Raw genomic sequence first — 25,394 nt, 5'->3', positions numbered from 1 at the left:
ACCGGGCCAGGGTGCGCCAGAACGGCTCGCTGGACACGGTTAACCGGCCTTTTACAAAGGTTTACGAAGGGTAAAGGCTGGCCCCGTTCTTGCGCAGACATTGCGCATGAGCGAACCCGTCACACCCGTATCCGGCGCCTTCCCGCCCCCGGCCATCATTGTCCGCAATGATGACGCTACCGCGCGGACACGCCCGGAAACGCTTGCGCCGGTGGCGTCTCCGGCCGTGGCTTCAGCGCGCATGGTTTCAGGTCACGCAGTGGCGCTGGCGGGTAGCGGTTGGGTGCCAGTGCTGCACACCTCGCAGCGCCGGGGGCTGCGTGCCGACGAGACCGAGCGGCGGCGCTACCGGGCGAGCTATGCCGGCGCGGCCGCTACACCTGCCCCGCAAGCCCCGCGCATGGAGCGCCGGGCATGAACCGGACCGAGCCGCTATTGCTGCGCGCGGCTGACGCACTTCTGGCCGTCAGCGTCTTCTTTCTCGTCCTTTGAACGGCAGCAAAAAGGCCGCTCCCGGTACAGGAGCGGCCCGCTTGCCTTGACGTCTCAGCCCCTGGCTCAGACGTCGCCACCTACTGCAAGGTCGCGGCGCGCCGCAACAATGGTGACGATGAAGCCGGCCACCGTATCCAGCAGGGCCATCAGCACCAGCAGGAAGAAGACCGAGGTGGCGAACTGGCCGACCAGAAGGAACAGCACCAGCCCGATAACGAACACCAGCATGGACATGCCGTGATTGATGATGGACGCCGTGCCCGTGTCTGACGATTTCACCATCTCAACGAACAGGAACAGCAGGGCCAGCATCAGGATCAGGTCGCCCGGCGTCAGCCCCCATGTGGCGCCAGACATCATGCCTATCTCGAACAGCGGGTCAGCAAGCCGCGCTGCCACCGTATCTGCCCCGCCGATAAAAGCGATGATGGCATAGATCACCATCGGAATAATCAGCTTCGGAAATATGCTAAACATGGAAAGCCCCCTCCTCACCGGGCCGCCCCGTCTCCGGCGGCGTGCCGCTTCTACGCCCATGAATACACCGCTACCTGCGCCAGTTGCCATGGCGATACTCCTCACCTTTGGCGTTCCGGGACTTCAGGATTCCTCCCATCCCCCCGTTTGCCTGGAGCGGCTATTGAGCCACATCACCCCCATTATGTCACTGATCGAGGCGAAAAGACGTCCAATATTCGTGTATTTTGATGTGCCTGCCGTGCGCGGCCTGTGGCTTACGGGGTGAAATTCCACAATATAGCCCTCGCGCTTCATTAGCGCCGGCAGGAAGCGATGCTGGTGATCGAAATAGGGCAGAGCCAGATACGCCTCACGGCGCATCGCCTTGATGCCACAGCCTGTGTCCTTCGCCTCGTCATTGAGAAGCCGCTTGCGGATGCCATTGCCGACGCGCGACGCGAATTTCTTCCAGGCGCTGTCCTGCCGCCCCACGCGCTCGCCGCCTACCATGGCGAGCGCTCCGGGAGCGCCATCCCGGGTAAGCTGCGCTATGAGGGCAGGCAGATCCGCAGGCGGGTTCTGTCCATCCCCGTCAAGCGTGCAGACAACCGGCGCGCGGGCCATCATGAAGCCGGTGCGGACCGCACGTGACTGGCCTGCATTATTGCGGTGGCTGACGATGCGCAATTGTGCCACCTCCGCCTTGACGGCCTGCAGCTCGGCCAGCGTGCCATCCTTGCTGGCATCGTTTACAGCGACAATCTCGAACGCCTGTCCGGCAAGCGCTGCTGCGATCTCGCGCACGAGCGCGCCAGCATTGCCTTCCTCATTATGCATGGGGACCACGACAGAAACGGCAGGGGCAAGCGATGACATCAGATTACACCTTCATTCGGCCGCAAGCCTTGCGGCAACTTCCAACCCGATACATACCCAATAGCCGGGCCCATGCCAGCGTGAATATGCAATGGGCTACATTGTGCAACGCCGTTATGGGGCCGAGATGATGCGCCTTGTCCGCACTGTGATGCAGCAGCGCCCAGGCTGGCTGATCGTTGTGGCCGTGACGCTTGCCGCATCGATGGCCGGCGTTTTTTCCCTGCCTGCTCTCGACAGGGACGAGGCCCGCTTTGCCCAGGCAACAGCGCAAATGCTCGAAACCGGCGATTGGGTGCGCATCAGTTTTCTGGATGAAGACCGCAACAAGAAGCCGGTCGGCATTCACTGGATACAGCTGGCCACGGTCTCCGCGGGCGAAGCCATTAGCGGCGCGCTTGAGAACCGCCAGATCTGGGCCTGGCGGCTCGCATCAACGCTAGGCGCTGTTCTTGCCGCGCTTGGCACCCTGGCGCTAGGCAACAGGCTGCTGGGGCATCCGGCGGGCCTTTACGCCGGCGTTCTGCTGGGCGCCAGCGTGCTTTTGGGGATTGAAAGTGGCATCGCCAAGACCGACGCCATGCTGGCAGGGCTCACCATCTGGGCGCTCTATGCGCTCATTCGGCTGAGAACCGGCCCGCCAGAAGCAGCAAAGCGCTGGGCGGTCGCGCTCTGGGTGCTGATGGCGCTCGGCGCGCTGGTCAAAGGGCCGGTGACGCCGATGGCTGTGGCGCTGGCGGCCATCGGGCTGGCGTTGTGGGAGCAGCGCTGGAACTGGCTGCGGCCACTCGCCTTCTGGCCCGGCCCTGTGCTGGCAACGCTGATCCTTCTGCCCTGGCTGATCTCGGTGCAGATTGCCACCGGCGGCGATTTCCTGCGTGAAGCGCTCGGCGATGATCTGGGACCCAAGCTCGTCACCGGCCATGAAAGCCATGGCGGATTACCGGGCTATCACATCCTTTTGCTAAGCTTTCTCTTCTTCCCGGCCATACTCTTCCTGCCGGCGGGGCTTCGCGCTGGCATTTCCGCCATACGTTCCGGCGGTGAGCACGCTGCGGCCGCGCGCATGCTCATCGTGATGAGCATCCCCTTCTGGATCGTGTTCGAGCTCCTGCCGACAAAGCTGCCGCACTACGTGCTGCCTGCCTACCCTGCCCTTGCCATCTTCGCTGCCTGGGGCGTCCTTGCGTGGCAGGCAACACCGGCGCTCTGGCGGTGGCTCGGGGCAGGGCTGATGGTCGCCGCCAGCCTGCTCCTTGGCGCAATTCTCTTCCTTCTCAGCCATCAGTATAACGGGCCCGTTGTCCTGGCGTCGGTGCTGGCGGTAATGATCATCGCCGCAGCGATCGGCGCCATCGTGCTGGCTACGCGCTCACGAACAGGCCCGGCTGTGCTGTGCGCAGTGCTGGCCGGGCTGGTCTGGCAGACGGCCGGGCGCGGGATCATCGCGCCGCAGACGAATCTATTTCCCTCGCGCGATGCCGCCGCCCTTGTTCATGCGCAGGACTGGCTCAGCCTGCAGACCGTGATCCGCTCCAGCTATACCGAGCCGAGCCTTGCTTTCGCCCTGCGCAGCGATACCGATCTGATGGATTTTCCGGCACTCGCCGCCCTGTCCGGCGACTTCTCTGCCGAACAGCTCCTGATCATCGACCTGTCGCGCCTCCCGCAGGAAGACGAGCCGGCGTCCGTTGCCGCCAGCTTCCTTGATGCGCTTCGCGCGAACGCGTGTGGTGTACGTGAGATTGAGGGCTTCAACTATTCGCGCGGACGCGCCACATCCCTGCTGATCGCCCGCACGGGCGATTGCGCTGCTGTCAGGAGCTGATCGGGCCATGAGCCGGAAGATCGACATTGTTGAAGTTGGACCGCGCGACGGGCTGCAGAACGACAAGACCTTGCTGACCACGCCGGTAAAGCTGGAATTTATCGGCCGGCTGGTAGAGGCCGGCGTGACGCGCATGGAGGCGGCCAGCTTCGTCAATCCGAAGCTTGTCCCTGCCATGGCCGATTCTGCCGAAATCATGGACGCCGTACCCCGTGACAAGGACGTTTCCTATATCGGCCTGGCCCTGAATGAGCGCGGCATGCGCCGGGCGATCGAAGCGCGCTGCGACGAGATCAACTATGTGCTGGTGGCATCTGAAGGCTTTGGCAAGGCCAACCAGAACGCCACGCCGGAGGAAACCGCCGACCTTCTCGACCGGATTGCGGTGCTGGCGCATGATGCGCGCATCCCGCTCTCGGCTACGGTTTCGGTCGCCTTTGGCGATCCGTTCGATGGCGAGGTCGATCCGGGCATTCTGGGTATGCTGGCGGCGCGGGCTGCAGCCGCTGGAGCCGTCGAATTTGCGCTGGGCGACACGATCGGCGTGGCCACCCCCTGGGACGTGGAGCGCGCGATACGCATTGTGCGCGACGCTGCGCCATCCCTGAAGCTGCGCCTGCACTTCCACAACACACGCAACACCGCGCTGGCCAATATCCATGCAGCGGTACAGAACGGCGTCACCATTATCGATGCGTCCGCGGGCGGAATTGGCGGATGCCCGTTTGCTCCGCGCGCCACGGGCAACGTCGCCACTGAAGACGTTGTCTACATGCTGGAGCGGGCCGGGTTTGACACCGGTATTGATCTGGACCGGATGATTTCGGTTGCGCACTGGCTGGAAGAAACCGCCCTCAAACACCCGATACAATCGGCGCTGGCCAAGGCGGGCGCGTTTCCGGCGAAAGCCGGGCCGGCCTAGTCGCCTGCATTCCTTCGCCGCTGCGCCAGACGCAGGCGGGCGCGAACACGGTTACGGGCCTGCGAAGCGCGCACATTCACGCGGATCAGAAGAGCGCGGCCGAGAAGCGCCATTGTCATGAGCGGACCGGCCACCACCAGCGCCAGCTGGCCGGCAGGACCGGAATAGGTGCGGAAAAACAGGTTCAGACCCTTTGCCTTGTACCACTCGACAAGGAGGATATTGGCCGAGCTTGTCGAGCCGACATGAACAAAGGCTGCGCGGGGTTCAAAGACGATTCTGCCGCCCATCCGCCGAGCCCGTTCGCAGATATCGATATCCTCCACATGGAGGAAATAACGTTCGTCAAAGCCCTTCAGGGCGCGATAGGTCTCGCGGCTCATCAGCATGGCCGCGCCGGATACGGACGGAGCCTCCACCGGGCCGGAGGGGAGAGGCTCGTTTTCACGGTGGAAGTCACGAATGCCGGGCAGGATCCGGGCAAGGCCGGTAAAGCTGAGCATGGCCGACATCAAGGTTAGGCCACCCCGGCGGCCGCCGCGTTGCTCGGTGCCATCCGTGTTCAGAATGCGGGCGCCGACAATGGATACCGGCGGCAGGGTCTGCGCCGTGGAAACCATGATACGGGCAGCGCCGCGTGCGATCAGCGTATCGGGGTTGAGCAGCAATATGTAGTCACCCGACGCTGACCGCGCGCCGATATTGCACCCGCGGCCAAAGCCGAGATTGGCCCCTGTGTGGATCACATTCAGGCGCGGCTCAGCCGCCGCCATGGTATCCAGACGGACGGTGACATTGGTCGGATTATCGTGATTGACGAGCACGAGCTCGTGAATATCCGGGTCGCTCAGGACCGAGCGGATCGAGTCAAACAGGACCGGCCCGGTCCGGTAACTGACCATTACCGCGCTTATGCGCCCCCCCGAACTCATTACTGCCCCTCGTGTGCCGCTTTTACAGCTGATCTACTCTATTGCCGGTCCATCCGTTCCCCGGAAGGCCCAGATTTTCCACCAGGGTACGCCGGTCCGCGTTAACGGCGCCGGATCATACCCGTGCGTCCCTCCCGGCCTGCACCGGCCGATACGGCCCAGCGCCAGCCAAGAACCCCGCCAGAGGCCCTGCGCCATGATGGCGTCCATGGCATAGAGCGAACAGCTGGGCTCATGCCGGCACCGCACACCGAAGGCGTAAAATACCGGCGACAAGGTCCACCTGTAGGCCGTGATGGCCGCAATTCCAATCCACTTCTGGGGCGTTTGCGCATTTTTTTTCTGACAACACATGACAGATATTCATCTTTCGCGCGCGGCGGCCCGGTCGAACGCTTCCAACGCCGCCTCGAAGGCCAGGCGGATGGAGCCATGCCGAGCGGGATATTGTGCAGCCGGTTCCAGCACGCGCAGGGCCCGAAAAGGGCTATTGTCCGGCACCGGAGTGCCTTTCAGCAGGGCGTTGAGCGTATCGAGCCCCTCGGCCAGCAAGTGCCGGTCTGCGCCGATAATGACGCTGCCCAGAATGCTGGCCGAACTTTGCCCCAGCGCGCAGGCGGAGACATCCCAGCCAATCTCGCTGACGCGGCCATCGGCAAGGTTCATGTCCAGCGTCACTTGCGATCCGCACAGGCGCGAGACCTTGCGCACGGTCACGTGTGGCGCGTCCAGCCGTTTCAGGTGCGGGATGGCCGCCGCCAGCGCGATGACATCCCGCGAATAGGGGTCGGGCGTCGTCACGGCGGCGCTCAAGCCTCCTCTATCGCCTTCATCCGCCAGACAGGGCCTTCGGGTGTATCATCTACCAGAATGCCCATTAGATCGATCTGCGCGCGCAACAGGTCGGCTTTAGCGAAGTCCTTTGCCACGCGCGCGGCCTGCCGCTCGTTGAGCAGGGCATCGATTTCAGCACGCCGGTCCGCATCGATGCTGTCGAGCCCAAACCAGCTGTCGGGCTCCTCCCGCGGGAAGCCCAGCACGCGGCCTGCCGCCAGCAGCTCGCCCTTGGCTGTGGACTTCTCCTCAGGCGAAGCGGCCTTGTTGGCACGGGCGAGGATTTCAAACACAGCCGCAAAGGCTTTCGGCGTGTTGATGTCATCGCCCAGCGCCTCAAGCACGGATGCCGGCACTGGCACGTCCGCCGCCTCGACATCGCCCAAGCGGCGCAGCACGCCATAGAGCCGGTCCAGCGCCTTGCGGCTCTGCTCGATCAGCTTGTCATTCCAGTCCAGCGGGGCGCGGTAATGGCCGGTCAGCAGGCCATAGCGGATCACCTCCCCGCGAATGCCGCGCGCGATCAGCTCGCTCGGGCGGATCACATTGCCGAGCGATTTGGACATCTTCTCGGTGTCCATCGACAGGAAACCGTTATGCAGCCAGTAATTGGCCAGCGGTTTGCCATGGGCGCAAGCGGACTGGGCGACCTCGTTTTCATGGTGCGGGAAGACCAGATCGATACCACCGCCATGAATGTCGATGGTCTCGCCCAGCGTCTTGGCGATCATCGCCGAGCACTCGATATGCCAGCCCGGACGGCCCGCACCGAAAGGCGCCTCCCAGACCGGCTCGCCCGGCTTTGACGGCTTCCAGAGCACGAAATCAGCCGCATCTTTCTTGTAGGGCGCCACCTCGACGCGCGCCCCGGCAATCATCTCGTCAAGCGAGCGGCCAGAAAGCCTGCCATAGGCCTCATAGCTCTTCACCGAGAAGAGGACATGGCCTTCAGCCTCATAAGCGTGGCCCGCCTCGATCAGGCCGGAGATCATGGCGATCATCTCGGCCATATGTCCGGTCGCGGTCGGCTCGAAGGTGGGCCGCATAATGCCGAGCGCATCGCTGTCGGCGTGGTAGATTTTGGTGAAACGGTCGGTGATCACCGAAATATCAACACCTTCGCTAGCCGCAGCCGCATTTATCTTGTCATCGACATCAGTAAAATTGCGCGCATAGGCCACATGATCTGCGCCATAGGCCTCGCGCAGCAGGCGGAACAATACGTCAAACACCACGGCCGGGCGGAAATTGCCGATATGGGCGGGGCCATACACTGTGGGGCCGCACACATACATCGTCACCCGCTCACGGTTGGCGGGAACGAAGCGGCGGCGGCTCCGGCTGGCAGTGTCGTAAAGGAATATGTCGGTCATGAGCGCTATGTAGCTCAAGCGCGCGCCTTGCGCAGCCCCAAAGCGGTGTGCGGAGCACACTGGCCTCACATGCTTGTGACAGCGCAGCAGGCACGCTAGAAAGAAAAGACGTCATGACGCAGTGGAAACGGCGAAATGACGCCATATATGCATGGCAGCCCACGGAGAAGCATGGTCTTTTCCACCGGACTGCAAGCCCCGGCGCTGGAGCATGTGACAAGGGCCTTCCAAAAGCCCGCCCCGCCGCTGGATCCGGAAACCGGCACTATACCGGCCACGCCGCAAGGCATTGGCCGGGACCCGACAACGAAAGGATCCGCCCTTCATGGACGCGATTTTGAAAAAAACCGACCTCGGCTCTGCCGCCGAAATACTTGAACCTGTTCAGCGCCCCAGCCGCGAGGAGGCCGAAGAGGCCGTTCGCACCCTGCTGCGCTGGGCCGGTGACGACCCCCGCCGTGAAGGCCTGATCGAAACGCCAAAGCGCGTGGTCAAGGCCTATGAAGAATGGTTCCGCGGCTATCACGAAGACCCCGCCAAGATTCTCGGCAAGCGCTTTGAAGATGTGCAGGGCTATGACGACATGGTCATGCTCACCCATATCGATGTGGAGAGCCATTGCGAGCACCATATGGCCCCGATCCTTGGCACGGCGTGCGTCGCCTATCTGCCGGACCGTGCGGTCGTCGGCATCTCCAAGATCGCCAAAGTGGTCGAAGCCTTCTCCAAGCGCCTGCAGACGCAAGAGACGATGACCGCCCAGATCGCCGATGCCATCAATGACGCGATGGCGCCGCGCGGTGTGGCCATCTTCGTGGACGCCAAGCACCAGTGCATGACGACGCGCGGTGTGCATCACCCCCACGTCTCCACCATCACCACGACCTTTACCGGCGAGTTCAAGGCCAATCCGGAACTGCGCGAGCGCTTCATGCGCCTGTGCGAGCAATCCAAGCGCTAAGGGTCAAGCCCGGCCATTGGTGAAAAGCCCGCCGTCCTGCGGCGGGCTTTTTTCATGCCTGCGCCATGGCTGGCTGCGGAAGGTCAGCGCTGGCGCAGGCAATGGCGGCTTCACACCGATCCATGCGCGTATAAATCAAATTCTACATATGTTCAGTAATATAAATGCTGGCAAATAAGCCTTGCAATCAATTTATAACATATTTGTAATGATGGCTGCGGCCGACGAGCAGATTTATGAATTACAGCATTTGAGGTGATACTCATCAGGAACGATGTTACTGTTGAAACGTTCCCGTCATATCACGCGCAATACAGCGCTTATTTTCCGCAACCGGGAAAGGACTTACCCATGAAAAAATCATTCCTGACAGCCGTGCTGGCGTCCACCATGCTCGCCGCTGGCGCCTCCGTGCCGGCTGCTTTCGCCCAGCAAGGCGCCGCGCCGATGCAGCAGCCCGCCCCGGCTGACTCCGCCAGCGTGACCGACGAGCAGATTGGTTCGTATATCGCCGCGGTCCAGAGTGTGAACATGATTATCCAGACCTATCAGCCCCAGCTGGACGCGGCGGAGAATGAGGAAGCTGCCATGGCTGTCCAGCAGGAAGCCCAGGTTGAGCTGCACGCCGCAGTCGAGCAGAGCGGCCTGAGCGTCGAAGAATACACCGCTATCGCGGCGGGCTCGCAGAGCGACCCCGAACTGGCCGCGCGCATCAATGCGCAGGCCGAAGCCGCGATGGGACAGCCTCAATAGACAGGCCTGTTTGAGACGACCGGCGGGCGGCCTTCAGGGCCGCCCGTTTTCGTTTCAGCCCAGCCGTTCTACCTGCTGCACCGGCCCGCCATTGGCCGGGCGGACGCGCCAGACACTATCAGGGCGGATCGAGAACTCGCGATCCTTGATGGTGGACAGGATCATTTGCTCGGCAATCAGCTCATCGCGCGTCAGGGTCAGGCGGGTATAGCCCTTGTCCCAGGCATTATTGCGCAGGATTTCCGCGTTGCGGTCCTCAGCCATCGTGCCGAAATCGACGCCCGGCGCATTCACCGTTTCAAAGGGCGAGGGGCTGGTTACGGAAGTGACGCCAAACTCGGTGCCGACCCGGTTTCCTTGCGCGTCATGCAGATCATTGACCCAGGTGTTATGGGTGTCCCCGGTCAGCACGACGATGTCGGCACCCGCATCACGCACCGTCTGATAGAGGCGCTCCCGGTCCGCCGGAAATCCGTCCCAGCTGTCCAGATTGAGCGGCACGCCGTGCGCGGTCCGCTGGGCGAAATGCCAGTTGAACCCGCCCTGCAGGCGCATATAGGTACGCAGCCAGAACGGTGTCTGGGTGAGGTAGTTGGGCGCTTCGAGGCGCCCCATCAGCACCTGGTTGGCGATGATACGCCACGGCTTGCCCGCCTGCACGGACGCGTTCAGTGCCCCGCCAATCATGGCGCGCTGTTCGTCATCGATCAGGCGGCGTTCGGGATCCCCGATAACCTCATCGCGCCAGCGCTGCACGGCTTCCCTGTTTTCAGGGTCTTCGGGATCGGATTCCACAGGGATCGGGAAGGTGTCGAGGGTCAGCTCCTCCGAGCGTGCCGTCAGACGGGTTTCCACAAAGATCAGCGTTGCGAGATCACCGATTTCCACCGCGCCATAGCGCGCTTTGAGCGGTTCGGCCTCGCGCACCGGCAGCCAGTCATGCCAGGCGCGCAGCGCATTGTCCCGGCGGGTGGCCCAATCACCTTCCGTCTCGGGATCATGGTTCTCCGCGCCATGGCGCCAGGCATCGTTGGCCGTTTCGTGATCGTCCCAGATCAGGATCCATGGCGCGCTCGCTTTGAGCGCCTGCAGGTCAGGGTCGGAGCAGTAGAGTGCATGACGGCGGGCATAGTCTTCCTCGGTGAGGATTTCATGCATGGGGTCAGGCATGCGCGACAGGCGCTCCGCGTCGGCAGTCCCGTACCCGCCATAACCGTACTCGTAGATGTAGTCGCCCAGATGCACCACGAGATCGAAATCGCCCTGGTCGGCGGCATCGCGGTAGGCATTGAAAAAGCCGAACGGATAGTTCGAGCAGGAAAAGGCCGCGATACGGAAACGGTCGACACCGGCCTCGGGAAGCGTACGGGTGCGGCCCACCGGGGACACCTCATCACCGTGACGGAAGCGGTAGAAATACACCCGTCCCGGCTCCAGCCCCTCAACCAGGGCCTTGACCGGCAGTGCGCCATCAATGGCGATCACGCCCTCGCGCGGACTGATTTCGCGGCGTTCCACAACCGTGTTGAAACTTTCGTCCGTAGCCACTTCCAGCGTGGCGCGGACATCGCCATCAGCCGTGACGGCGGTCCAGACCATAAAGCTGGTCTGATCGGGGTCGCCGGATGCTACGCCGTGCTTGAACGGACCCTCAGGGGCGGGCAGCGGATCAAAGCGCGGCGCTTCCTGTGAACAGGCAGCAAGGCCCGCCCCCACACCCGCCGCCGCCAGAAGCGCGCCCCTGCGCGTCAGATCGATACGTTTGACCATGATCCTGCCCTTACCCTGATTTGTCTGTCAGCGAAGATGCCCGCCCAATGTGACAGGCACAAGAAAAAGGGCCGGACCCTTTGCTCTTTCAAGCAGTGGCCCGGCCCTCTTTGCACCGCCCCCCGGCCGTGTGCTGCTTAGAAGTTTACGCCCAGACGGACGCCATAGGTGCGCGGCGAACCGGCAATGAAGGTCGGCAGGCCAAATGTCGCCCCGGTATTGCCGGCATCGATGAGATACTGCTCATCGGTGAGGTTGTTGCCGAAGGCCTCGCCATACCAGCGCATGTCGGCGCTTTCAAAGCGCAGACGGGCACGCAAGAGGCCGTAGGAGTCCTGACGCACACCGGCAAAGCGCTGATTGTCCTCATCGAAGAAGATGTGGGACTGCCAGCTATAGGCCGGAAGCAGGCTGAGCGTACCCATTTCATTAGAGAACAGCTCGGCGCGCACACCGATGGATACAGCGTGCTCAGGCGCGTAGCGGAAACGGTTGCCGCCAAACTCCTGCGGCGCCCCGCCCAGCGTGTCGTTGATCTTGGCCAGGTTGTAGGCGTAGGTGGTGTAGACCTCGATCGCGTCGGTGATCGCGTAATTGGCCTGAAGTTCGAGGCCGTACTGGGTGGCTTCACCGGCATTCGTCGGCACCAGCGAACCGTCAAACGGATCGAACTGGCTGGACTGGAAGTTCTCGTATTCCGACCGGAAGATGGAGCCGGAAACGGTGCCGCGGTCCAGCGTCAGAAAGGCGCCGGCTTCAAGCGAGTCCACGATCTCGGCTGGTGCAATGGAGAAGAAGCCCGGAGCGGTCGTGTCCAGCGCCAGAACGTCAGGACGGCGCCCGCGCGCGTAGGACACCCAGGTGTTCAGCCGGTCATTGACCTCATAGGCCGCCACCACGCGCCAGGTCACGTCGTTGAAGCTGGCTGACTGACTGACCACCTCGCCATTGGGCGTGCCCGGCAGGAGCAGGGCGCGACCGCCCACGATCAGGTTCGGTGCGTTGACGAAGCCGCCATAACCCGACGTGTGCTTGCTTTCGTCGGTATAGCGCAGACCGGCGGTGATGCTGAGCCGGTCCGTGGCGCGCAGCGTGATCTCGCCGAACAGATCAAACGCCTCGGTGCGGCCCGAATTGGCGGCTTCTTCCTGGTAAAGGCCGAGCGGCACGGGAACGCCGGCCGCCAGCGTGCCGCCAATCGACAGCGGGAACGGGTTGAAGATATTGGTGAAGTCGCTTGCAGGCACACCCAGCAGGAAGCTCAGCGTCGGGAAGAGCGCCGCGGTGGGAACACCCAGCTGCTGGGCAAACTGGGCCTGAACAGCGGGGGTCTGCAGCAGAAGAGCCTGAGCACGCGCCTCATTGACGATGAGCGGGATGCGCTGGGTACCGGATTCGTAGAACCAGGTGCCCCCGATCACGGCGGCCACGCGGTCACCGGCATCATAAGTCAGGCGGAATTCCTGGCTGGACTGGCGCCCGCGCGCATCCTCGGCAAGGTTGATGAGATCAAGGCCCGCCCCGATCGGGTCGAACACTTCGCGGGAGTCAAACTGGCGGTAGCCGGTGATCGAGCTGAGCGTCCAGGCATCGCTCAGGGCGTATTCTGCGAGTGCCGTCACGCCCCAGACCGTACGCTCCAGGCCAAGGCCCTGATCGTTTTCAAAACCGGGGAAGGTGAAGAGCGCAGCTGACGTGTACGGGCTGGTATCACCGCCCGGGGTCGGCAGTACGCCGGACTTGAACGAGGTGCCCGGACCATTGTCTTCCTGATAATTGCCGATCAGGTCGAAGCTGAACCCGTTATCCAGGCGGGCGGAGAATACACCGCGCACCGCGCTGACATCGCGGCCCTGCAGCGTGCCGCCCAGCAGATTGTCGATATGGCCGTCACGGCTGCGGTGTACACCGGCCAGACGCAGGCCCAGCCCGTCGCCAAGCCCGTAATTGACGTGGCCACCGACCTCGCGCTGGTCATAATTGCCAATTCCGGCAAAAGCCGATGCGGAGAAATCATCCTCGGCCTTGTTCTGGATCAGGTTGATGCCGCCAATGAGCGCGCCGCGCCCGAACAGGGTCGGCTGCGGGCCTTTGGCTACCTCGATGCGCTCCATGTCGAACAGCTCGACATAGGAACCGCGCGAACGGGTGATCGAGATGCCGTCCTGGAAGATCGCCACGCGCGATTCCGCATAGGTATCGCCGCTATCTGTGGTGATGCCGCGCAGCGAATAACCGGTATTGTTCGGGCTCTGCTCCTGCACCACCAGGCCCGGCGTGAACGCGGCCATATCTTCCAGATTGCGGATGTCGAGCCGGTCGATCAGCTCGGCATTGAAGGCGGTGACGTTTACCGGCACTTCGGCGAGGGACTGCTCACGGAACTGCGTCGTCACGCGGATCACTTCAACCGGCTGCGCCGTCTCGTTCAGCTCGGCAAAGGCCGGGGCCGATACCGCACCCAGTGCGACGGCAGACATGAGGATTGACTTGCGGATCATGATAATGGCTCCCTCGCCCAAAGCGTGCGGCACACTTGCCGCGTCGAGGGACCGCTGCTACGCCGCTAATGTGACGGGCACGCTTCATTCATGTTACAGAACTTTGACGCGCTGCAGCATTACACTGACGCGTTGCACAAAAAGCACGCATGGCGCAGCAATCTCCCGGGCAGGATGCAAGCAGTGAACCCACCAGACACCCGTCAGATCGAAGCCGGAGCGGATGATGCCGGTGAGCGGCTGGACCGCTGGATTACCGGACAATGGCCGGAGCTGTCGCGCTCCCGCTGCAAGGCATTGATCGAGGGCGGCGCTCTGGCCGTGAACGGCGAAGCGCTGACCGATCCTTCAGCCAAGGTGCGCGAGGGTTATATCTACACCCTCACCATGCCCGCGCTGGAACCAGCTGTGCCCAAGCCGGAAAACATTCCGCTCGACATATTGCACGAGGATGACGACCTGATCGTCATCAACAAGCCGGCGGGCCTGACGGTACATCCCGGCGCCGGCGCGTGGACCGGCACGCTGGTGCATGCCCTGCTCCATCATTGCAAGGACAGCCTTTCAGGGATTGGCGGGGTGGAGCGGCCCGGCATCGTCCATCGCATCGACAAGGACACGTCCGGTGTTCTGGTTGTCGCCAAGAACGACATCGCCCATCGTTACCTCTCCAAGCAGTTCGCGAAGCACACGGTCGAGCGCGCCTATCTGGCGTTCACGCGCGGCGCGCCGCGTCCGCGCGAAGGGGTGATCGCCACACGGCTTGCCCGCTCGACGCGCGACCGGCTGAAAATGGCGGTACTCAAATGGGAAAGCGCTGGCGGCAAGGACGCCATCACCCATTATCAGGTGCAGGAGATTTACGGGCAGGAAGCCAAGGCACCCATCGGCACGCCCCTCGCCGCGCTGGTGGAATGCCGGCTGGAGACGGGCCGGACGCATCAGATCCGTGTTCACATGGAGCATCTGGGCCATGCCCTGATCGGCGACCGGGTATACGGTCCCCAAAAGACCAGCCAGCTTAAAGGCGTTCCCGACCTGCCCGAGATCAAGGCGCTGGGCCGGCAGGCCCTGCATGCTTCGGTACTGGGCTTTGTCCATCCGTCAACGCGCGAGGAAATGGTCTTCCAAACACCCCTGCCCGATGATCTGCAAAGCCTGCACGCGGCCCTGAAGCGGGTTTAGGGATGATTTACCTCGTCCTTCGAGACGCTTCGCTTGACCCGCGCAACTCCATCTCATGCGTCATTCCGGGCGAGCCTCTGGCGAGACCCGGAACCCAGCCTTTTCAAAACAGGGTCTCGTAAAGGTCGCGCCAGTCCGGGTTCATGGCTTCGATGAGTTCGAGCTTCCACTGGCGCTTCCACCCCTTGATGTGCGTCTCACGCGCGATGGCGTGATCCATCATGGAATGCATCTCGAACCAGACGAGCTGGTTGACGCCATAGCGGCGCGTGAAGGCCGAGGCGCGCCCCTCGCGATGCTCGAACACGCGCCTCACCAGATCGCTTGTCACCCCGCAATAGAGCGTTCCGTTGCGGCGGCTGGCGAGCATGTAGACCGCTGGCTGGAATTCCCGTTCGCGCATTCACCCATCATGAACGCTGTGAAGGCAGCGCGCAGCTTCTTTCTGGGTTCCGGGTCTGCGCTTCGCTCCGCCCGGAATGACGCGGGAAGGGGAGTCAGAGTCGATAGGCGGGTTTAACCCACCACCCGGCGCCTGGCCCGCGACGCCACCCCTGACCAGCGGCGCGCCCACAATATGAAGGCGCCTGCGGTTACGAACATGAGCAAGCCATAGATCGCGGCAGGCACGGCGTAAGAAACGCTGCCCAGCATCGATACCGACACGACGATCGCGAGCGTGGCGTTCTGCAGCCCGCATTCCAGCGTCAGGGCGATACGCTGCTTCATCTTCAGCATGACAAGGCTCGCCACAGAGAACGCGACCAGCATGGCCGCCACGTTCAGGCTGAGCGCGATCAGCCCGGCCTCTGCAAAGCGCGCCACCAGCTCATCGCGGTCGGCTATGAGCGTTGCCAGCACGACCGCGGTGAACACGATGCCCGACAGCAGGCGCGAATGGCGGTCCAGCACATTGGCAACCTTCGGCGCGAACTGGCGGATCGTCATGCCGATGCCAACCGGCACAACCGTCAGCAGGAAGATGACAAGTCCTGTGGTGACAAGGCCCACCGAAGGCGCTTCCGGTCCCATGAAGAGCGCCAGCGCAATCATCAGCACAACCGGCACAGTGAACATGGAGGTGAGGCTGGTGAGCGCCGTCAGCGATATTGAAAGCGCCACGTCGCCGCGCGCCATGTGGGTAAGCAGGTTGGATGTCGTACCACCAGGACAGGCCGCCAGAAGGACAATACCCACCTTCAAAACCGGCGGAGCGGGCAGGAATGCCACTATCGCAATCGCCAGCAATGGCAGCGAAATATATTGCAGAACCGCGCCCACCAGCAGCGCTTTGGGTTTTGTGAATATGCGCCGGAAATCACCCGGCGTCAGACCGACCCCCAGAGCCAGCATGATGAAGGCAAGGGCGAGGGGGAGAAGAATCTGTCCGATAAAACTGTCCATGCGGGGACGTTAGCCGCGGCCGGACAGATTCGTCACCTGCCAAACTCTTCAATCCACACACCGGCCGGAAACACCGCCACGATATGGTTTACCAGCGGTTCACTCGTAGCGGTGCATAGATTTATACAAAGCAGGAGATTCGCACATGAGCATTCGTCTGAAGATCATGGCCGCTGTCGGCGTACTGGGTGTTGTGTCTGTCATTCTGGCGGGCCTCGGCATACAGAGCATGCAGGCCTACAACACCCGCGTAGCCGCCTATGAGAATGCCGCGACCCGGGCTTATCACGGGGCACATCTCAACCGCCTGGTGACCACGGTGGTGATGGAAGCGCGGGGCATCTATGCCTCGCAGACCACCGAGCAGGCAGCCCCGTTCGGCGAAGGCCTGTTGCGCCGGCTGGACCAGATCGACGAGCTGCTGGCTGAGTGGAGCACTCTGGTGCCGGCCTCGGGTGAGGAACGCGCCCTCTTTGAGGCCGTGGTGGCACGTTCGTCCGAATTCCGCTCCTTCCGCGCCGAGACAGTGCGTCTTGGCGGTATTGATCCTGCCCTCGCCAATGAGCAGGGCAACAATATGGAGAACCGCTCCAACCGGCGTGCCTATCAGGAAGAAATCGACGCCGTGGTCGAGCGCGACCGCGCACAGCTGAACGCCATCGAAGCCGATCTTGCCAATTTCTACCGCACCCGCTTCATCATGCTGAGCGGCATCGCCATTCTGGGCGTTCTGGGCGGCCTTGGCTTCGCGCTTTACGTCGCGATCTTCCAGGTAAGCCGGCCGCTGACCAAAGTGACGGACGTGCTCGAGCAGGTGGCCGGCGGCGACCTTCAGATCGAGGTGCCGTCCGTGCATTCCCGCGACGAAGTCGGCCAGCTCTGGTCGACGGTGAGCGTGCTGCGCACGGCACTGGCCGATGCAGAAGCAATGAAAGCCGAGCAGGAGCAAAACGAGACACGCCAGCGCGAGATGCAGCGCCAGCTCATGATCGAGACTGCCGACAGGTTCGAAGCCGAAGTCGGCAGCCTGCTTGGCGAAGTGCTCCAGGCCGCTTCGCAGGTCTACACAGCGGCTGGTATCGTGGACACCAACGCGACCCGCACAACCGAAGAGTCCAGCTCGGCAGCCGCTGCATCTGAAGAAACATCGGCCAATGTCCAGTCTGTCGCGAGTGCGTCGGAAGAGCTCTCAGCCTCAATTCAGGAAATCTCCCGTCAGATCTCTGAAGCTTCATCCCTTATTGGCGAAGCTGTCGGACAGGCCCGCGCAACCGATACCGATGTACGCACGCTCGCGGAGAACGCCAGCAAGGTGGGTGAGGTGGTTACCCTCATTCAGGGGATCGCCGAGCAGACCAACCTGCTGGCGCTCAACGCCACCATCGAGGCGGCCCGTGCAGGGGAAGCCGGTAAAGGCTTTGCTGTTGTGGCCAACGAGGTGAAGGCGCTGGCCACCCAGACGGCCAAGGCCACAGGCGACATCGAGGCGCAGATGACCGCTATTGAGGCTGCCACCGGCCATGCGGTGGAGCGGATCGCGGATATCGTGAAGCGGATTGGCGACCTGAACTCGCTGACCGGCGGGGTCGCAGCCTCTGCCGAGCAACAGGGCGCAGCGACAGGTGACATTGCCCGCGCCATTCAGGAAGCAGCGGCGGGCGCAAGCCAGATCGCGTCCACGATCGAGGCGCTCAACCAGATTTCCGACGGTAATGCGCAAGCCTCGGGCGAGTTGCTGGAAGCCTGCAAGACGCTCAACTCCCGCTCCGAGGATCTGAAAAGCCAGATGACCCGCTTTGTTTCCGGCATCAAGGCGGCATAACCGCCGCCTTGAGCCTCGCGGCGCTAGAAGATGACGATGTAGGCGATGACGATGCCGATAACGGCAAGCACGACGCCGCCTACCAGAGCGTGACGCGTCATATGGTTGGGAGCGGGCTCGCCTTGGCGTGCTTCCGTTTTTTCCTTCTCGATCATGACGCGTCTCCTCTTCGTCCAGCGGGTGCGCCAGCGCGGGAGCGAATGCCCCGCGCACCTGCGCGATACCGAGGGAAAACGCAAAATACGCCAGCAAGTTCCATGAAAAGGCCGGCGCCGGCTCAGACCGCGCGCCCCATCACCCAGTCGCAATAGACATTGCCGCCCACATCAAACTGGCGTTCGCCCAGTGCCTCGAAGCCGGCCCGGCCATAAAAGGCCAGTGCCCTTTCATTGCCCTTGTAGACACCCAGCACGACGTTGCTCCGGCCGGTTTCCCGGGCATGATCAAGAGCCGTACCAATCAGCTCGCGTCCGAGGCCTGAACCATGCAGGCGCGAGAGCACATAGATCCGCTTGATCTCGATATCTTTCGGCCCGGTGGGTACGGGCAGGTCAGCGGGTGCCAGATGCAGATAGCCGACCGGCGCGCTGCCGGGTGCCATCTCGGCAAGCCAGAGCGCCTGCGAGGTATCCGCCAGCGCGCGGGCATAGACCTGCGGCGTGTGGCGTTCCTGGCAATGGCGGATGATGCCCTGCCCGTCGACAATACCGGCATAGGATTCCAGAAAACTGGCAGCGCCTACGAGCGCCAGCGCAGCTTCATCGCCGGGCCCGGCCCGCCGGATAGTGACAGATTGCGTGTCCATGGCTCCAGCGATACGGCCAGAATCGCCGCTCTGGCAAGCCAGCCTTTCTGAAACGTCACGGGACAATTCCGGGCCGGTTTTGTATTCTTGACGGCAGAGGTGAGGATTTCTTCACTCGCTGCCTCTCGCATAGGGCTTGCCGCCACCCTAAATGGACTGAAGCTGCACCGCCAATATCGGTGCCAGCGAAACGGGGGCGGCAGCCAGTGCGTTGGTCTTGAGACCCGGTACGAGCTGCCCGCCAAGGGAGGATTACGAATATGAACGCCATGCGTCTGGCATCATTGTCGCCCGAAGGCGGGCTATCGCGCTATCTCACCGAGATACGCAAGTTTCCGATGCTGGAAAAGGATGAGGAATTCATGCTCGCCAAGCGCTGGCTGGAGCACGAGGATTCCGAGGCCGCCCACAAGCTCGTCACCTCCCATTTGCGCCTGGTGGCCAAGATCGCCATGGGCTATCGCGGCTATGGCCTGCCGATTGCGGAGGTAATCTCCGAAGGCAATGTCGGCCTGATGCAGGCGGTGAAGAAGTTTGACCCTGACAAGGGCTTTCGCCTTGCGACCTATGCGATGTGGTGGATCCGGGCGAGCATCCAGGAATACATTTTGCGCTCCTGGAGCCTGGTGAAAATGGGCACTACCGCAGCGCAGAAGAAGCTGTTTTTCAATCTGCGCCGGATGAAAAGCCAGATGCAGGCGCTCGAAGAGGGTGATCTGCATCCGGATCAGGTGGACACGATTGCTACCAAGCTCGGCGTCACGAATGATGACGTGATCTCGATGAACCGCCGCCTGTCCGGGCCGGACGCATCCCTGAATGCGCCCATGCGCGTCGATGGCGACGCTGAATGGCAAGACTGGCTGTCGGACGACAATGCCGAGGACGCCGAGGACAGCCTTGCCGAAAGTGACGAGTTCTCCGCCCGCATGACGCTTCTGCAGGAAGCGATGGGCGGGCTCAATGAGCGTGAACGTCACATCATTGAGGAGCGCCGCCTGGCCGAAGAGCCCAAGACGCTGGAAGAGCTGGCGGAGGTCTACAATGTCAGCCGCGAACGCATCCGCCAGATCGAGGTGCGCGCGTTTGAGAAGCTGCAGACCGAGATGAAGCGCCTCGCCGAAGAACGCGGACTGGTGGCGGCTTAGTCAGCGGCTATCACGCTCATTCCTGACGGCCTCAACAATCGACTGTGTCGTAGTTGCCGGGGCCGTGTCAGCCTCGGCGGCGTTTATGTGCTTCTGAATGCCGATGCCTTCCCGGATCAGCTGCTGTATCTGCGTAAAATACCGCTCACACCGACCTTTTACTATTGTTCTGTGTGGGCTGCCTAACGATGCTGCTTGAGCTTCCAGAGCCAATTTAAGCCGCTCAATCCAATCATGCTCGTCAAACAACCGCCCACGGCCACGATCATATTCATAGCGCCGCTTAAGGCAGTTCATCATGTCCTGATCCAAGACCGCATTCCTGATTAATCTTCGTGCAAAAATCTCCGGCTCTACGAGATGAAGAAACGGGTAGTGCCCATATTTTTCACTGGAGAAATCTGAATCATAAAGCAGACTTCTTTTCGTTGGCTCATCGAATAAAATCTCTATTATAGATTCCACCTTTTCTTTAAAAAATTTCAAAGTTTCTATTTTTATCTCGTTACGTACAATTTCTAAAATCCCTTTAAACTCCTCGCTCTCTCTGGAAACAAATCCTAAATCACCATATGAAATCCAATCACCAGACGCGAAGTCCGGATTAAAGTTTACCTTCCGAACATCTCGAATAGATTCCATGTATCCCTTAAAATAATCAACCACACTACAATCCGTTATAAAATGATCATCATATTCAGAAAGCTTTATAATTAAACCGGCAACGTGCAATATTTCTTCAAATTCCACAATGGACCTGGAATCTAGAAGCTCCAAGATTTCCTTCTTCGCCTCTATGTAGTCCGCCTCCGAAAGGTTCGGATAGTGCCAAAGTCTCCTCCATGCGGGGATGCCAACAGGGTCCGAGAGCTGAGGATTCTGAGCAATGCTTTCATTAATCTGTGTGGTTTCCAGAATCCCCGATTTCGTGAATTTGATTAACAGCTCCGCGGGTAAAACGGTGTTCCCCCAATCGATATCATCGTATCGGCGTTCGATATCAGATAATATCTGTGTTTGCTCAGCTAAACTCCCACTATCATTCGGATTAGATTTTTTATAATAATACTCGAATGTTCCGATTTTAACGATTTCCTCGTAAGCAACACCTTGACCTCTGCATTCTAGCTCAATAGCCAGCATATGATTCGCTAAACTGCCTGCAACCTCCTTTGAATTTCGCAAACGTTCATCGACAGCATTGATCAAATGATCAAAATCATGCAAGACTGCGCGCATAATTCGGAAACTAGGAGTGCTGCAAGCGTTAAAGGTTCTAAGAAACGCCGCCTTGTTCATTCGAATTATATCAGCTGTTTCAGGTTTTACGCTATTTAATTGGCACTCCAAAACTACATCAGGGTCGGATCTAATTTCTATAGTTTTTCCAACAAGCTTCTCTTTTCGTCGTTTGTATTTATCCTTTTCATCATCTCGGATATCGTGTTCGTTAGCGATGATGATTGCCTTTAGTCGATCGTGTTCAACAAAAGAATTTATCAGGCCCATCGCCTCTGATATTGGCATCTCGCTACGCTCTAGGTCATCAAAAATTAAAACCTTATCTTTCAAGTTCAAAAATACTGACTTTAATAGAGCATGGTTTTGATCTTCGGAGTTCACCTCGGTTCCAGCGCGGAAGTTTATAAAGCGAGCTATAATTGCACCGCCAATTTTGGCATGCGTCGAACTCAACGCCGGGTGAGCCTGGACAAAAAACTGGTCCAGTATCTCATTCTTTGAGCTTACCCCGTACAAACTAGCGTAAAGATATCGGCGCTGTGGCTCTAGCTCCTTCTTGTTCTGCCAAGGCCACAGAGAGGATCGACGGGGCTGAGTTCCCAGTCGGCTTTCAAAGTAAGATTTGATGAAATGGGTTTTGCCGACGCCCCATGGACCCGTGAGCATCACGGCATATTCCGCCTTGGTGTCTGGCGACACGTAGTAGTCGAGATATCTTGCGGCTTCTTCTGCTGAATACATTTTCTACCCCGCCTGAAATGCCTTTCTACGCACGATGCCGATGGCGAGGCAGAACTGCGCCGCGAAATAGGTGATCCAGACGGCGACCCCGCCCCAGTCCAGACCGTCAAAGACCAGCGTCTCACGGAACAGGCGCGCGGCGATCATGCTGTCGGAGATGAGGAAGAGCAGCGCACCGGCCACGATCAGGCGAGGCCCGCGCACCAGCCCGGCGGCGATGACCATGGCAAGGATAATGCCCAGATACGCGCTGGCCGGCACCAGCAGCTCGCCCATGCCCGGCCGCAGCCAGACAAACATCGCAATGCCGAAGGCCAGCAGGGCCACCGCGAGCACCAGACCGTCCTTGCGCCAGCCATCTTTGAGGATAAACCCGGCAAAGATCACCAGATAGACGAGGTGGGCCGCACCGAAAAAGCCGATCCCCGCCTCCATTTCCGGCGGGTTCAGGGCAAGCGCGAAATCACCGCCGGCAGACAGGACAAGCGCCAGAGCCAGCACAAACGCCTTTCGGAAGGCGGCGTACATCGCCAACAGGATGATGCCGCTGACTTTCACCAGGGCGATCTGGGCACCGCCCGCCGTCACCTGATCGAGCACCAGAAACACCAGGGCGGCAAAGATGGCGACGCCCAGATAGGCCGCGCCGGTCCATTCCGGGATTAGCGCGCCAGCTTCCTTGTAACGGTTTGCTGACGAAAACTCGTTATCCTGTTCTGACATGCAGATCGACTCCATAGGGTGTTTGGCCTCGGCCTTGCGATCACGCTAGAACAGGTTTGCGTGCGCCAGAACCCCTCATCGGCGCATGATCTTGAACCTGGCTCTGCAAGCCCTCGAAGGAAGACACCCCCATGTCGCCTCGCGCCCGTACTCATCCCGCCCTGCAGGCCCTCGCAATCGCCGTCGCACTGTCAGGCACTGCGGCAGCGCAGGAAGCACAGCTTCCCGGTATCCTGACCGAGCTGCTGGAGGCGGCCAATGAACAGGGGCGCACCGAGTTCACACGCGCCGTCCAGCTGATCGCGCTCACCCGCCCGGCAGACGAGATCGTACGCGCGGCAGAAGGGCTGGGGCGCGGTGATGCAGCGCGCCAGGCGCTGGGCCTGGAGCCTCCGCAGCTTCCGGACGATGCGGCCATTGCCGCCGTTGAGGAGATCGCCGAGGAAGACGACGCGGCCGGCTACACTAACGGCATTGTCGGCACGGTGGCCGCGGTGCCTGTCGGCGTTGCGCGCACCTTTGCCTCCGGGCGGCTGGAGCTATGGCAGGGCCGGGCGAGCCTTGGGGTACGCTTCGACAGCGGCAATACAGCGCGCGAAGATTATACATTTGGCCTGCAGGTCCGCAGGGAGCTGTCCGGCTGGGGCTTCCAGGGCCATATCGACTATGCCTATTCAGAAGTGAACGGCACGATCGGGCGGGACAATTTCCGCACCCGGCTGCGCGGCGAGCGCGAGGCTGGTGAGCGTTTTACCTATTTTGCGGCAGCTGATTATGAACGCGACCGGATCGCCAGCTATGACTGGACGGCCTTTGCCGGTGTGGGTGGCGGTTACCGCGTCCTGACCAGCCCTGGCCGGACATGGATATTGCGTGCGGGTCCGGGTGTGCGCATCCTTGGCGAACCCGGCCACGGCACACAGACAGTTGGCGCGCTTGATGTCGGGTCGGACCTCGCCTGGCGCCTGACCGAGTCCATCAACTTCACCTCGGAAACAGGCTTGCTGGTAGCCGATACCAGCCGGTTCGACCAGCTGTTCGGACTGAACTCGGCTCTCAACGATCTGTGGTCGCTGCGCCTGCAATACCGCTACCGCTACGAGTTCGAGCCCAATCCGGGATTTGTCCGGGGCGACAGCCGCACCGACATCTCGATCGTGCGGGAATTCTGACGCGCCGCCCTTCTAGCCGTCAGCCTTGATAGCCACCGGCGAGCCGGGCTTTCCGGGGCCCTGCGGACGCACGCCGCCTGCACCGATACGTCCGGCGGCAAAGTCGTCGAGCAGATGCACCCAGCGGCTGGAGCGTGAAGAGATATAGATGAAGGGGCCGTCGGGATTGCGCCGGAAATTGGAGTCCGTTGCGATCACCTGCCACTCGCCGCCCTCATAGACCATGAAGGGTGAGCCGGAATCGCCACGCGTAGTGTCACAATCGTGGGAAATGGTGTCATCGGGGTAAGCGACGAGGATGCGGCAATCCTCATTGCCTGAGAGATTATCGCCGGTGTCCCACGAATAACCGGCCTGCCAGATGCGCGCCTCGCCCACCTCACGCTCGCTGCGGTCTGCGACGATGTCGAGCACACCGACATAGCCAAGCTCGTCGCCAAGCGGCTGATCGAGGCGCAGCAGCGCCCAGTCCGTGCCATCAATGTCGTCAGTCTGGCTGAAGCGCTGATTATCCCATTCCTCATCGATGAGATGATCGACGACACGTGCCGTGCGCGGCCCGCCCGGAAGCGCGAACCCGGTCGTAAACACGCCCCCCGCATAAAGCTGGCCGTCGCTATGAATGCAGTGAGCAGCCGTCGCGATGACGTTCGGAGCAACCAGCGTCGCTGTGCAGGTGCCGCCGCGATCAGCCTGGATCGTGCCGACCACGCTCCACGGAAACTGCGCCGTATCCATGAGGACACGGTCATCATTGCCGAAGAAATGGTCATTGATGGTCAGCGGGCGGTGACGCCCGCCGCAATCTGCGCGGTCTGTGCGCGCCGGGCAACGCCCGGTACCGATCTCCGGTTCATCACAGACGCCGTCAAAGGCAAATTCGCAAGAATCGTCACGGAAGCGCAAATGGGTGACATCGCCGCAATCGGTAACGTCCGTTCCTTGCGTGCAGGCGCCGGTGCCAAAGCCGGGCTCATCGCACTCGCCATCATTGGCCCAGCGGCAGCTATCATCTTCCTGGCCCGTTGCGATGCGCCAGCAGTCTGAATAATCGGTGCCAGCCGCGCACGCGCCTGTGCCGATCCCCGGCTCGTCACATTCGCCGTCATTGGCGTGACGGCAGCTGTCATCGCCGGTAAATCCGGCCGGACGGGCATCGCCGGGGCGCTGGGGCGCGGGTTTCTGGAATTGCTGCAGGATGCGCGTGTAGTCGCGCGACGTCAGTATGGTGGGATCAGACTCAACAGGCAGTGACTGCGCCGGATTCTGTACGCCAGCACCTGCCCGGTCCTGAACGGCGGCAGCCGCCGCAATAGCAATACCCGCCGCAAGCGCAACAGCGCCCAGAAAAGCCCGCATACCTGTTTCCCTCAAAAGCCCGTGCGGCGGCCTACGCCCCGCATTACGGGCTTGCAATACACATTCCCAAAGCAGCCGTCACCTGACCA

25 protein-coding genes are annotated in these 25,394 nt (G+C 61.3%); 9 read left to right on the top strand and 16 right to left on the bottom strand.

The genetic code is table 11. From position 1 onward, the window contains the following. Nucleotides 1–106: 106 nt before the first annotated feature. Nucleotides 107–418 (top strand): hypothetical protein, encoded by a 312-nt coding sequence (locus tag X907_RS01825; RefSeq protein ID WP_127565360.1) that lies wholly within the window; start codon nt 107–109, stop codon nt 416–418. Between the two features lie 140 nt (nt 419–558). On the opposite strand, the gene X907_RS01820 is transcribed toward X907_RS01825, so the two are convergent. Further along, the gene (locus X907_RS01820; RefSeq protein WP_127565359.1) at nt 559–972 is read right to left on the bottom strand and encodes a hypothetical protein; all 414 of its coding nucleotides are present in this window, start codon (nt 970–972) and stop codon (nt 559–561) included. A gap of 123 nt (nt 973–1,095) precedes the next feature. Continuing rightward, complete coding sequence (locus X907_RS01815; protein ID WP_127565358.1) at nt 1,096–1,830, bottom strand: glycosyltransferase family 2 protein; 735 nt, start codon at nt 1,828–1,830, stop codon at nt 1,096–1,098. Nucleotides 1,831–1,957: 127 nt separating this feature from the next. Here X907_RS01815 and X907_RS01810 point away from each other — a divergent pair, with 127 nt between their 5' ends. Next, nucleotides 1,958–3,658, top strand: a complete 1,701-nt coding sequence (locus X907_RS01810) for an ArnT family glycosyltransferase (protein ID WP_170175419.1) — start codon at nt 1,958–1,960, stop codon at nt 3,656–3,658. A 7-nt stretch (nt 3,659–3,665) separates the two neighbouring features. Beyond that, nucleotides 3,666–4,580 carry a hydroxymethylglutaryl-CoA lyase gene (locus X907_RS01805; RefSeq protein ID WP_127565356.1) on the top strand — a complete coding sequence of 305 codons (915 nt, stop codon included), beginning with the start codon at nt 3,666–3,668 and terminating at the stop codon, nt 4,578–4,580. Here X907_RS01805 and X907_RS01800 read toward each other — a convergent pair. From X907_RS01800 to cysS, 4 genes are all read right to left on the bottom strand, one after another. Continuing rightward, on the bottom strand, nt 4,577–5,482 hold the full coding sequence (locus tag X907_RS01800; RefSeq protein ID WP_170175418.1) for a glycosyltransferase family 2 protein: 906 nt from the start codon (nt 5,480–5,482) through the stop codon (nt 4,577–4,579). The genes X907_RS01805 and X907_RS01800 overlap by 4 nt on opposite strands. Nucleotides 5,483–5,545: 63 nt before the next feature. Beyond that, nucleotides 5,546–5,866: a membrane protein insertion efficiency factor YidD gene (gene yidD / locus X907_RS01795; RefSeq protein WP_127565354.1), complete on the bottom strand. Its 321-nt coding sequence runs from the start codon at nt 5,864–5,866 to the stop codon at nt 5,546–5,548. A 9-nt stretch (nt 5,867–5,875) separates the two neighbouring features. Further along, entirely contained in the window at nt 5,876–6,313 is a 438-nt protein-coding gene (locus X907_RS01790) for an iron-sulfur cluster assembly scaffold protein (protein ID WP_233352477.1), read from the bottom strand. Nucleotides 6,314–6,321: 8 nt separating this feature from the next. After that, a complete protein-coding gene (gene cysS / locus X907_RS01785) occupies nt 6,322–7,719 on the bottom strand; it encodes a cysteine--tRNA ligase (RefSeq protein ID WP_127565352.1) in 1,398 nt (465 codons plus the stop codon). 325 nt (nt 7,720–8,044) lie between these two features. On the opposite strand from cysS, the gene folE reads away from it, so the two are divergent. Beyond that, nucleotides 8,045–8,680 (top strand): GTP cyclohydrolase I FolE, encoded by a 636-nt coding sequence (gene folE / locus X907_RS01780; RefSeq protein ID WP_127565351.1) that lies wholly within the window; start codon nt 8,045–8,047, stop codon nt 8,678–8,680. Nucleotides 8,681–9,031: 351 nt separating this feature from the next. After that, nucleotides 9,032–9,433: a DUF4168 domain-containing protein gene (locus X907_RS01775; protein ID WP_127565350.1), complete on the top strand. Its 402-nt coding sequence runs from the start codon at nt 9,032–9,034 to the stop codon at nt 9,431–9,433. A 54-nt stretch (nt 9,434–9,487) separates the two neighbouring features. Here the strand turns inward: X907_RS01775 and X907_RS01770 are convergent, their stop codons facing one another. Both X907_RS01770 and X907_RS01765 read right to left on the bottom strand, forming a co-directional pair. Next, nucleotides 9,488–11,203, bottom strand: coding sequence for an alkaline phosphatase D family protein (locus tag X907_RS01770; RefSeq protein ID WP_127565349.1), 1,716 nt, complete (start codon nt 11,201–11,203; stop codon nt 9,488–9,490). 137 nt (nt 11,204–11,340) lie between these two features. Continuing rightward, nucleotides 11,341–13,704: a TonB-dependent receptor gene (locus tag X907_RS01765; protein ID WP_127565348.1), complete on the bottom strand. Its 2,364-nt coding sequence runs from the start codon at nt 13,702–13,704 to the stop codon at nt 11,341–11,343. Between the two features lie 183 nt (nt 13,705–13,887). On the opposite strand from X907_RS01765, the gene X907_RS01760 reads away from it, so the two are divergent. Then, nucleotides 13,888–14,889, top strand: a complete 1,002-nt coding sequence (locus tag X907_RS01760) for an RluA family pseudouridine synthase (protein WP_233352476.1) — start codon at nt 13,888–13,890, stop codon at nt 14,887–14,889. 103 nt (nt 14,890–14,992) lie between these two features. Here X907_RS01760 and X907_RS01755 read toward each other — a convergent pair whose 3' ends face one another. Together X907_RS01755 and X907_RS01750 are read right to left on the bottom strand one after the other, a co-directional pair. Further along, complete coding sequence (locus X907_RS01755) at nt 14,993–15,292, bottom strand: GIY-YIG nuclease family protein (protein ID WP_127565346.1); 300 nt, start codon at nt 15,290–15,292, stop codon at nt 14,993–14,995. A gap of 113 nt (nt 15,293–15,405) precedes the next feature. Next, nucleotides 15,406–16,293 carry a bile acid:sodium symporter family protein gene (locus X907_RS01750; RefSeq protein ID WP_127565345.1) on the bottom strand — a complete coding sequence of 296 codons (888 nt, stop codon included), beginning with the start codon at nt 16,291–16,293 and terminating at the stop codon, nt 15,406–15,408. Nucleotides 16,294–16,438: 145 nt separating this feature from the next. Between X907_RS01750 and X907_RS01745 the strand changes: the two genes are divergently transcribed. Further along, entirely contained in the window at nt 16,439–18,115 is a 1,677-nt protein-coding gene (locus X907_RS01745; protein WP_127565344.1) for a methyl-accepting chemotaxis protein, read from the top strand. Nucleotides 18,116–18,138: 23 nt separating this feature from the next. On the opposite strand, the gene X907_RS14665 is transcribed toward X907_RS01745, so the two are convergent. The 3 genes from X907_RS14665 to X907_RS14660 form a co-directional block, all read right to left on the bottom strand. Next, on the bottom strand, nt 18,139–18,270 hold the full coding sequence (locus tag X907_RS14665) for a hypothetical protein (protein ID WP_257791270.1): 132 nt from the start codon (nt 18,268–18,270) through the stop codon (nt 18,139–18,141). Between the two features lie 122 nt (nt 18,271–18,392). Beyond that, nucleotides 18,393–18,866 (bottom strand): GNAT family N-acetyltransferase, encoded by a 474-nt coding sequence (locus X907_RS01740; RefSeq protein WP_233352593.1) that lies wholly within the window; start codon nt 18,864–18,866, stop codon nt 18,393–18,395. Continuing rightward, nucleotides 18,854–18,979, bottom strand: a complete 126-nt coding sequence (locus X907_RS14660; protein WP_257791269.1) for a hypothetical protein — start codon at nt 18,977–18,979, stop codon at nt 18,854–18,856. Before X907_RS14660 ends, X907_RS01740 begins: the two co-directional genes overlap by 13 nt. Nucleotides 18,980–19,180: 201 nt before the next feature. On the opposite strand from X907_RS14660, the gene rpoH reads away from it, so the two are divergent. Beyond that, nucleotides 19,181–20,068 (top strand): RNA polymerase sigma factor RpoH, encoded by an 888-nt coding sequence (gene rpoH, locus X907_RS01735; protein ID WP_127565342.1) that lies wholly within the window; start codon nt 19,181–19,183, stop codon nt 20,066–20,068. Here rpoH and X907_RS01730 read toward each other — a convergent pair whose 3' ends face one another. Both X907_RS01730 and X907_RS01725 read right to left on the bottom strand, forming a co-directional pair. After that, nucleotides 20,069–22,051, bottom strand: coding sequence for a P-loop NTPase fold protein (locus X907_RS01730; protein ID WP_127565341.1), 1,983 nt, complete (start codon nt 22,049–22,051; stop codon nt 20,069–20,071). A gap of 3 nt (nt 22,052–22,054) precedes the next feature. Continuing rightward, complete coding sequence (locus X907_RS01725; protein ID WP_170175417.1) at nt 22,055–22,774, bottom strand: lysoplasmalogenase; 720 nt, start codon at nt 22,772–22,774, stop codon at nt 22,055–22,057. A 131-nt stretch (nt 22,775–22,905) separates the two neighbouring features. Here X907_RS01725 and X907_RS01720 point away from each other — a divergent pair, with 131 nt between their 5' ends. Beyond that, nucleotides 22,906–23,946 carry a DUF481 domain-containing protein gene (locus X907_RS01720; RefSeq protein ID WP_127565339.1) on the top strand — a complete coding sequence of 347 codons (1,041 nt, stop codon included), beginning with the start codon at nt 22,906–22,908 and terminating at the stop codon, nt 23,944–23,946. Nucleotides 23,947–23,958: 12 nt separating this feature from the next. Here X907_RS01720 and X907_RS01715 read toward each other — a convergent pair whose 3' ends face one another. Continuing rightward, a complete protein-coding gene (locus X907_RS01715; protein ID WP_127565338.1) occupies nt 23,959–25,305 on the bottom strand; it encodes a trypsin-like serine peptidase in 1,347 nt (448 codons plus the stop codon). Between the last annotated feature and the right edge of the window lie 89 nt (nt 25,306–25,394).

The sequence above is a fragment of the Glycocaulis alkaliphilus genome (genome assembly GCF_004000605.1).
Classification (GTDB): domain Bacteria; phylum Pseudomonadota; class Alphaproteobacteria; order Caulobacterales; family Maricaulaceae; genus Glycocaulis; species Glycocaulis alkaliphilus.
The sequence above is the reverse complement of the archived record's forward strand: the minus strand, read 5'-3'. Positions and strand labels throughout refer to the sequence as shown.

Coding starts and splice junctions, on each gene's coding strand:
- X907_RS01825 (WP_127565360.1), top strand. CDS start 107: ATGAGCGAACCCGTCACACCCGTATCCGGCGCCTTCCCGCCCCCGGCC.
- X907_RS01820 (WP_127565359.1), bottom strand. CDS start 972: ATGTTTAGCATATTTCCGAAGCTGATTATTCCGATGGTGATCTATGCC.
- X907_RS01815 (WP_127565358.1), bottom strand. CDS start 1,830: ATGTCATCGCTTGCCCCTGCCGTTTCTGTCGTGGTCCCCATGCATAAT.
- X907_RS01810 (WP_170175419.1), top strand. CDS start 1,958: ATGATGCGCCTTGTCCGCACTGTGATGCAGCAGCGCCCAGGCTGGCTG.
- X907_RS01805 (WP_127565356.1), top strand. CDS start 3,666: ATGAGCCGGAAGATCGACATTGTTGAAGTTGGACCGCGCGACGGGCTG.
- X907_RS01800 (WP_170175418.1), bottom strand. CDS start 5,482: ATGGTCAGTTACCGGACCGGGCCGGTCCTGTTTGACTCGATCCGCTCG.
- yidD (WP_127565354.1), bottom strand. CDS start 5,866: ATGTGTTGTCAGAAAAAAAATGCGCAAACGCCCCAGAAGTGGATTGGA.
- cysS (WP_127565352.1), bottom strand. CDS start 7,719: ATGACCGACATATTCCTTTACGACACTGCCAGCCGGAGCCGCCGCCGC.
- folE (WP_127565351.1), top strand. CDS start 8,045: ATGGACGCGATTTTGAAAAAAACCGACCTCGGCTCTGCCGCCGAAATA.
- X907_RS01775 (WP_127565350.1), top strand. CDS start 9,032: ATGAAAAAATCATTCCTGACAGCCGTGCTGGCGTCCACCATGCTCGCC.
- X907_RS01770 (WP_127565349.1), bottom strand. CDS start 11,203: ATGGTCAAACGTATCGATCTGACGCGCAGGGGCGCGCTTCTGGCGGCG.
- X907_RS01765 (WP_127565348.1), bottom strand. CDS start 13,704: ATGATCCGCAAGTCAATCCTCATGTCTGCCGTCGCACTGGGTGCGGTA.
- X907_RS01755 (WP_127565346.1), bottom strand. CDS start 15,292: ATGCGCGAACGGGAATTCCAGCCAGCGGTCTACATGCTCGCCAGCCGC.
- X907_RS01750 (WP_127565345.1), bottom strand. CDS start 16,293: ATGGACAGTTTTATCGGACAGATTCTTCTCCCCCTCGCCCTTGCCTTC.
- X907_RS01745 (WP_127565344.1), top strand. CDS start 16,439: ATGAGCATTCGTCTGAAGATCATGGCCGCTGTCGGCGTACTGGGTGTT.
- X907_RS14665 (WP_257791270.1), bottom strand. CDS start 18,270: ATGATCGAGAAGGAAAAAACGGAAGCACGCCAAGGCGAGCCCGCTCCC.
- rpoH (WP_127565342.1), top strand. CDS start 19,181: ATGAACGCCATGCGTCTGGCATCATTGTCGCCCGAAGGCGGGCTATCG.
- X907_RS01730 (WP_127565341.1), bottom strand. CDS start 22,051: ATGTATTCAGCAGAAGAAGCCGCAAGATATCTCGACTACTACGTGTCG.
- X907_RS01725 (WP_170175417.1), bottom strand. CDS start 22,774: ATGTCAGAACAGGATAACGAGTTTTCGTCAGCAAACCGTTACAAGGAA.
- X907_RS01720 (WP_127565339.1), top strand. CDS start 22,906: ATGTCGCCTCGCGCCCGTACTCATCCCGCCCTGCAGGCCCTCGCAATC.
- X907_RS01715 (WP_127565338.1), bottom strand. CDS start 25,305: ATGCGGGCTTTTCTGGGCGCTGTTGCGCTTGCGGCGGGTATTGCTATT.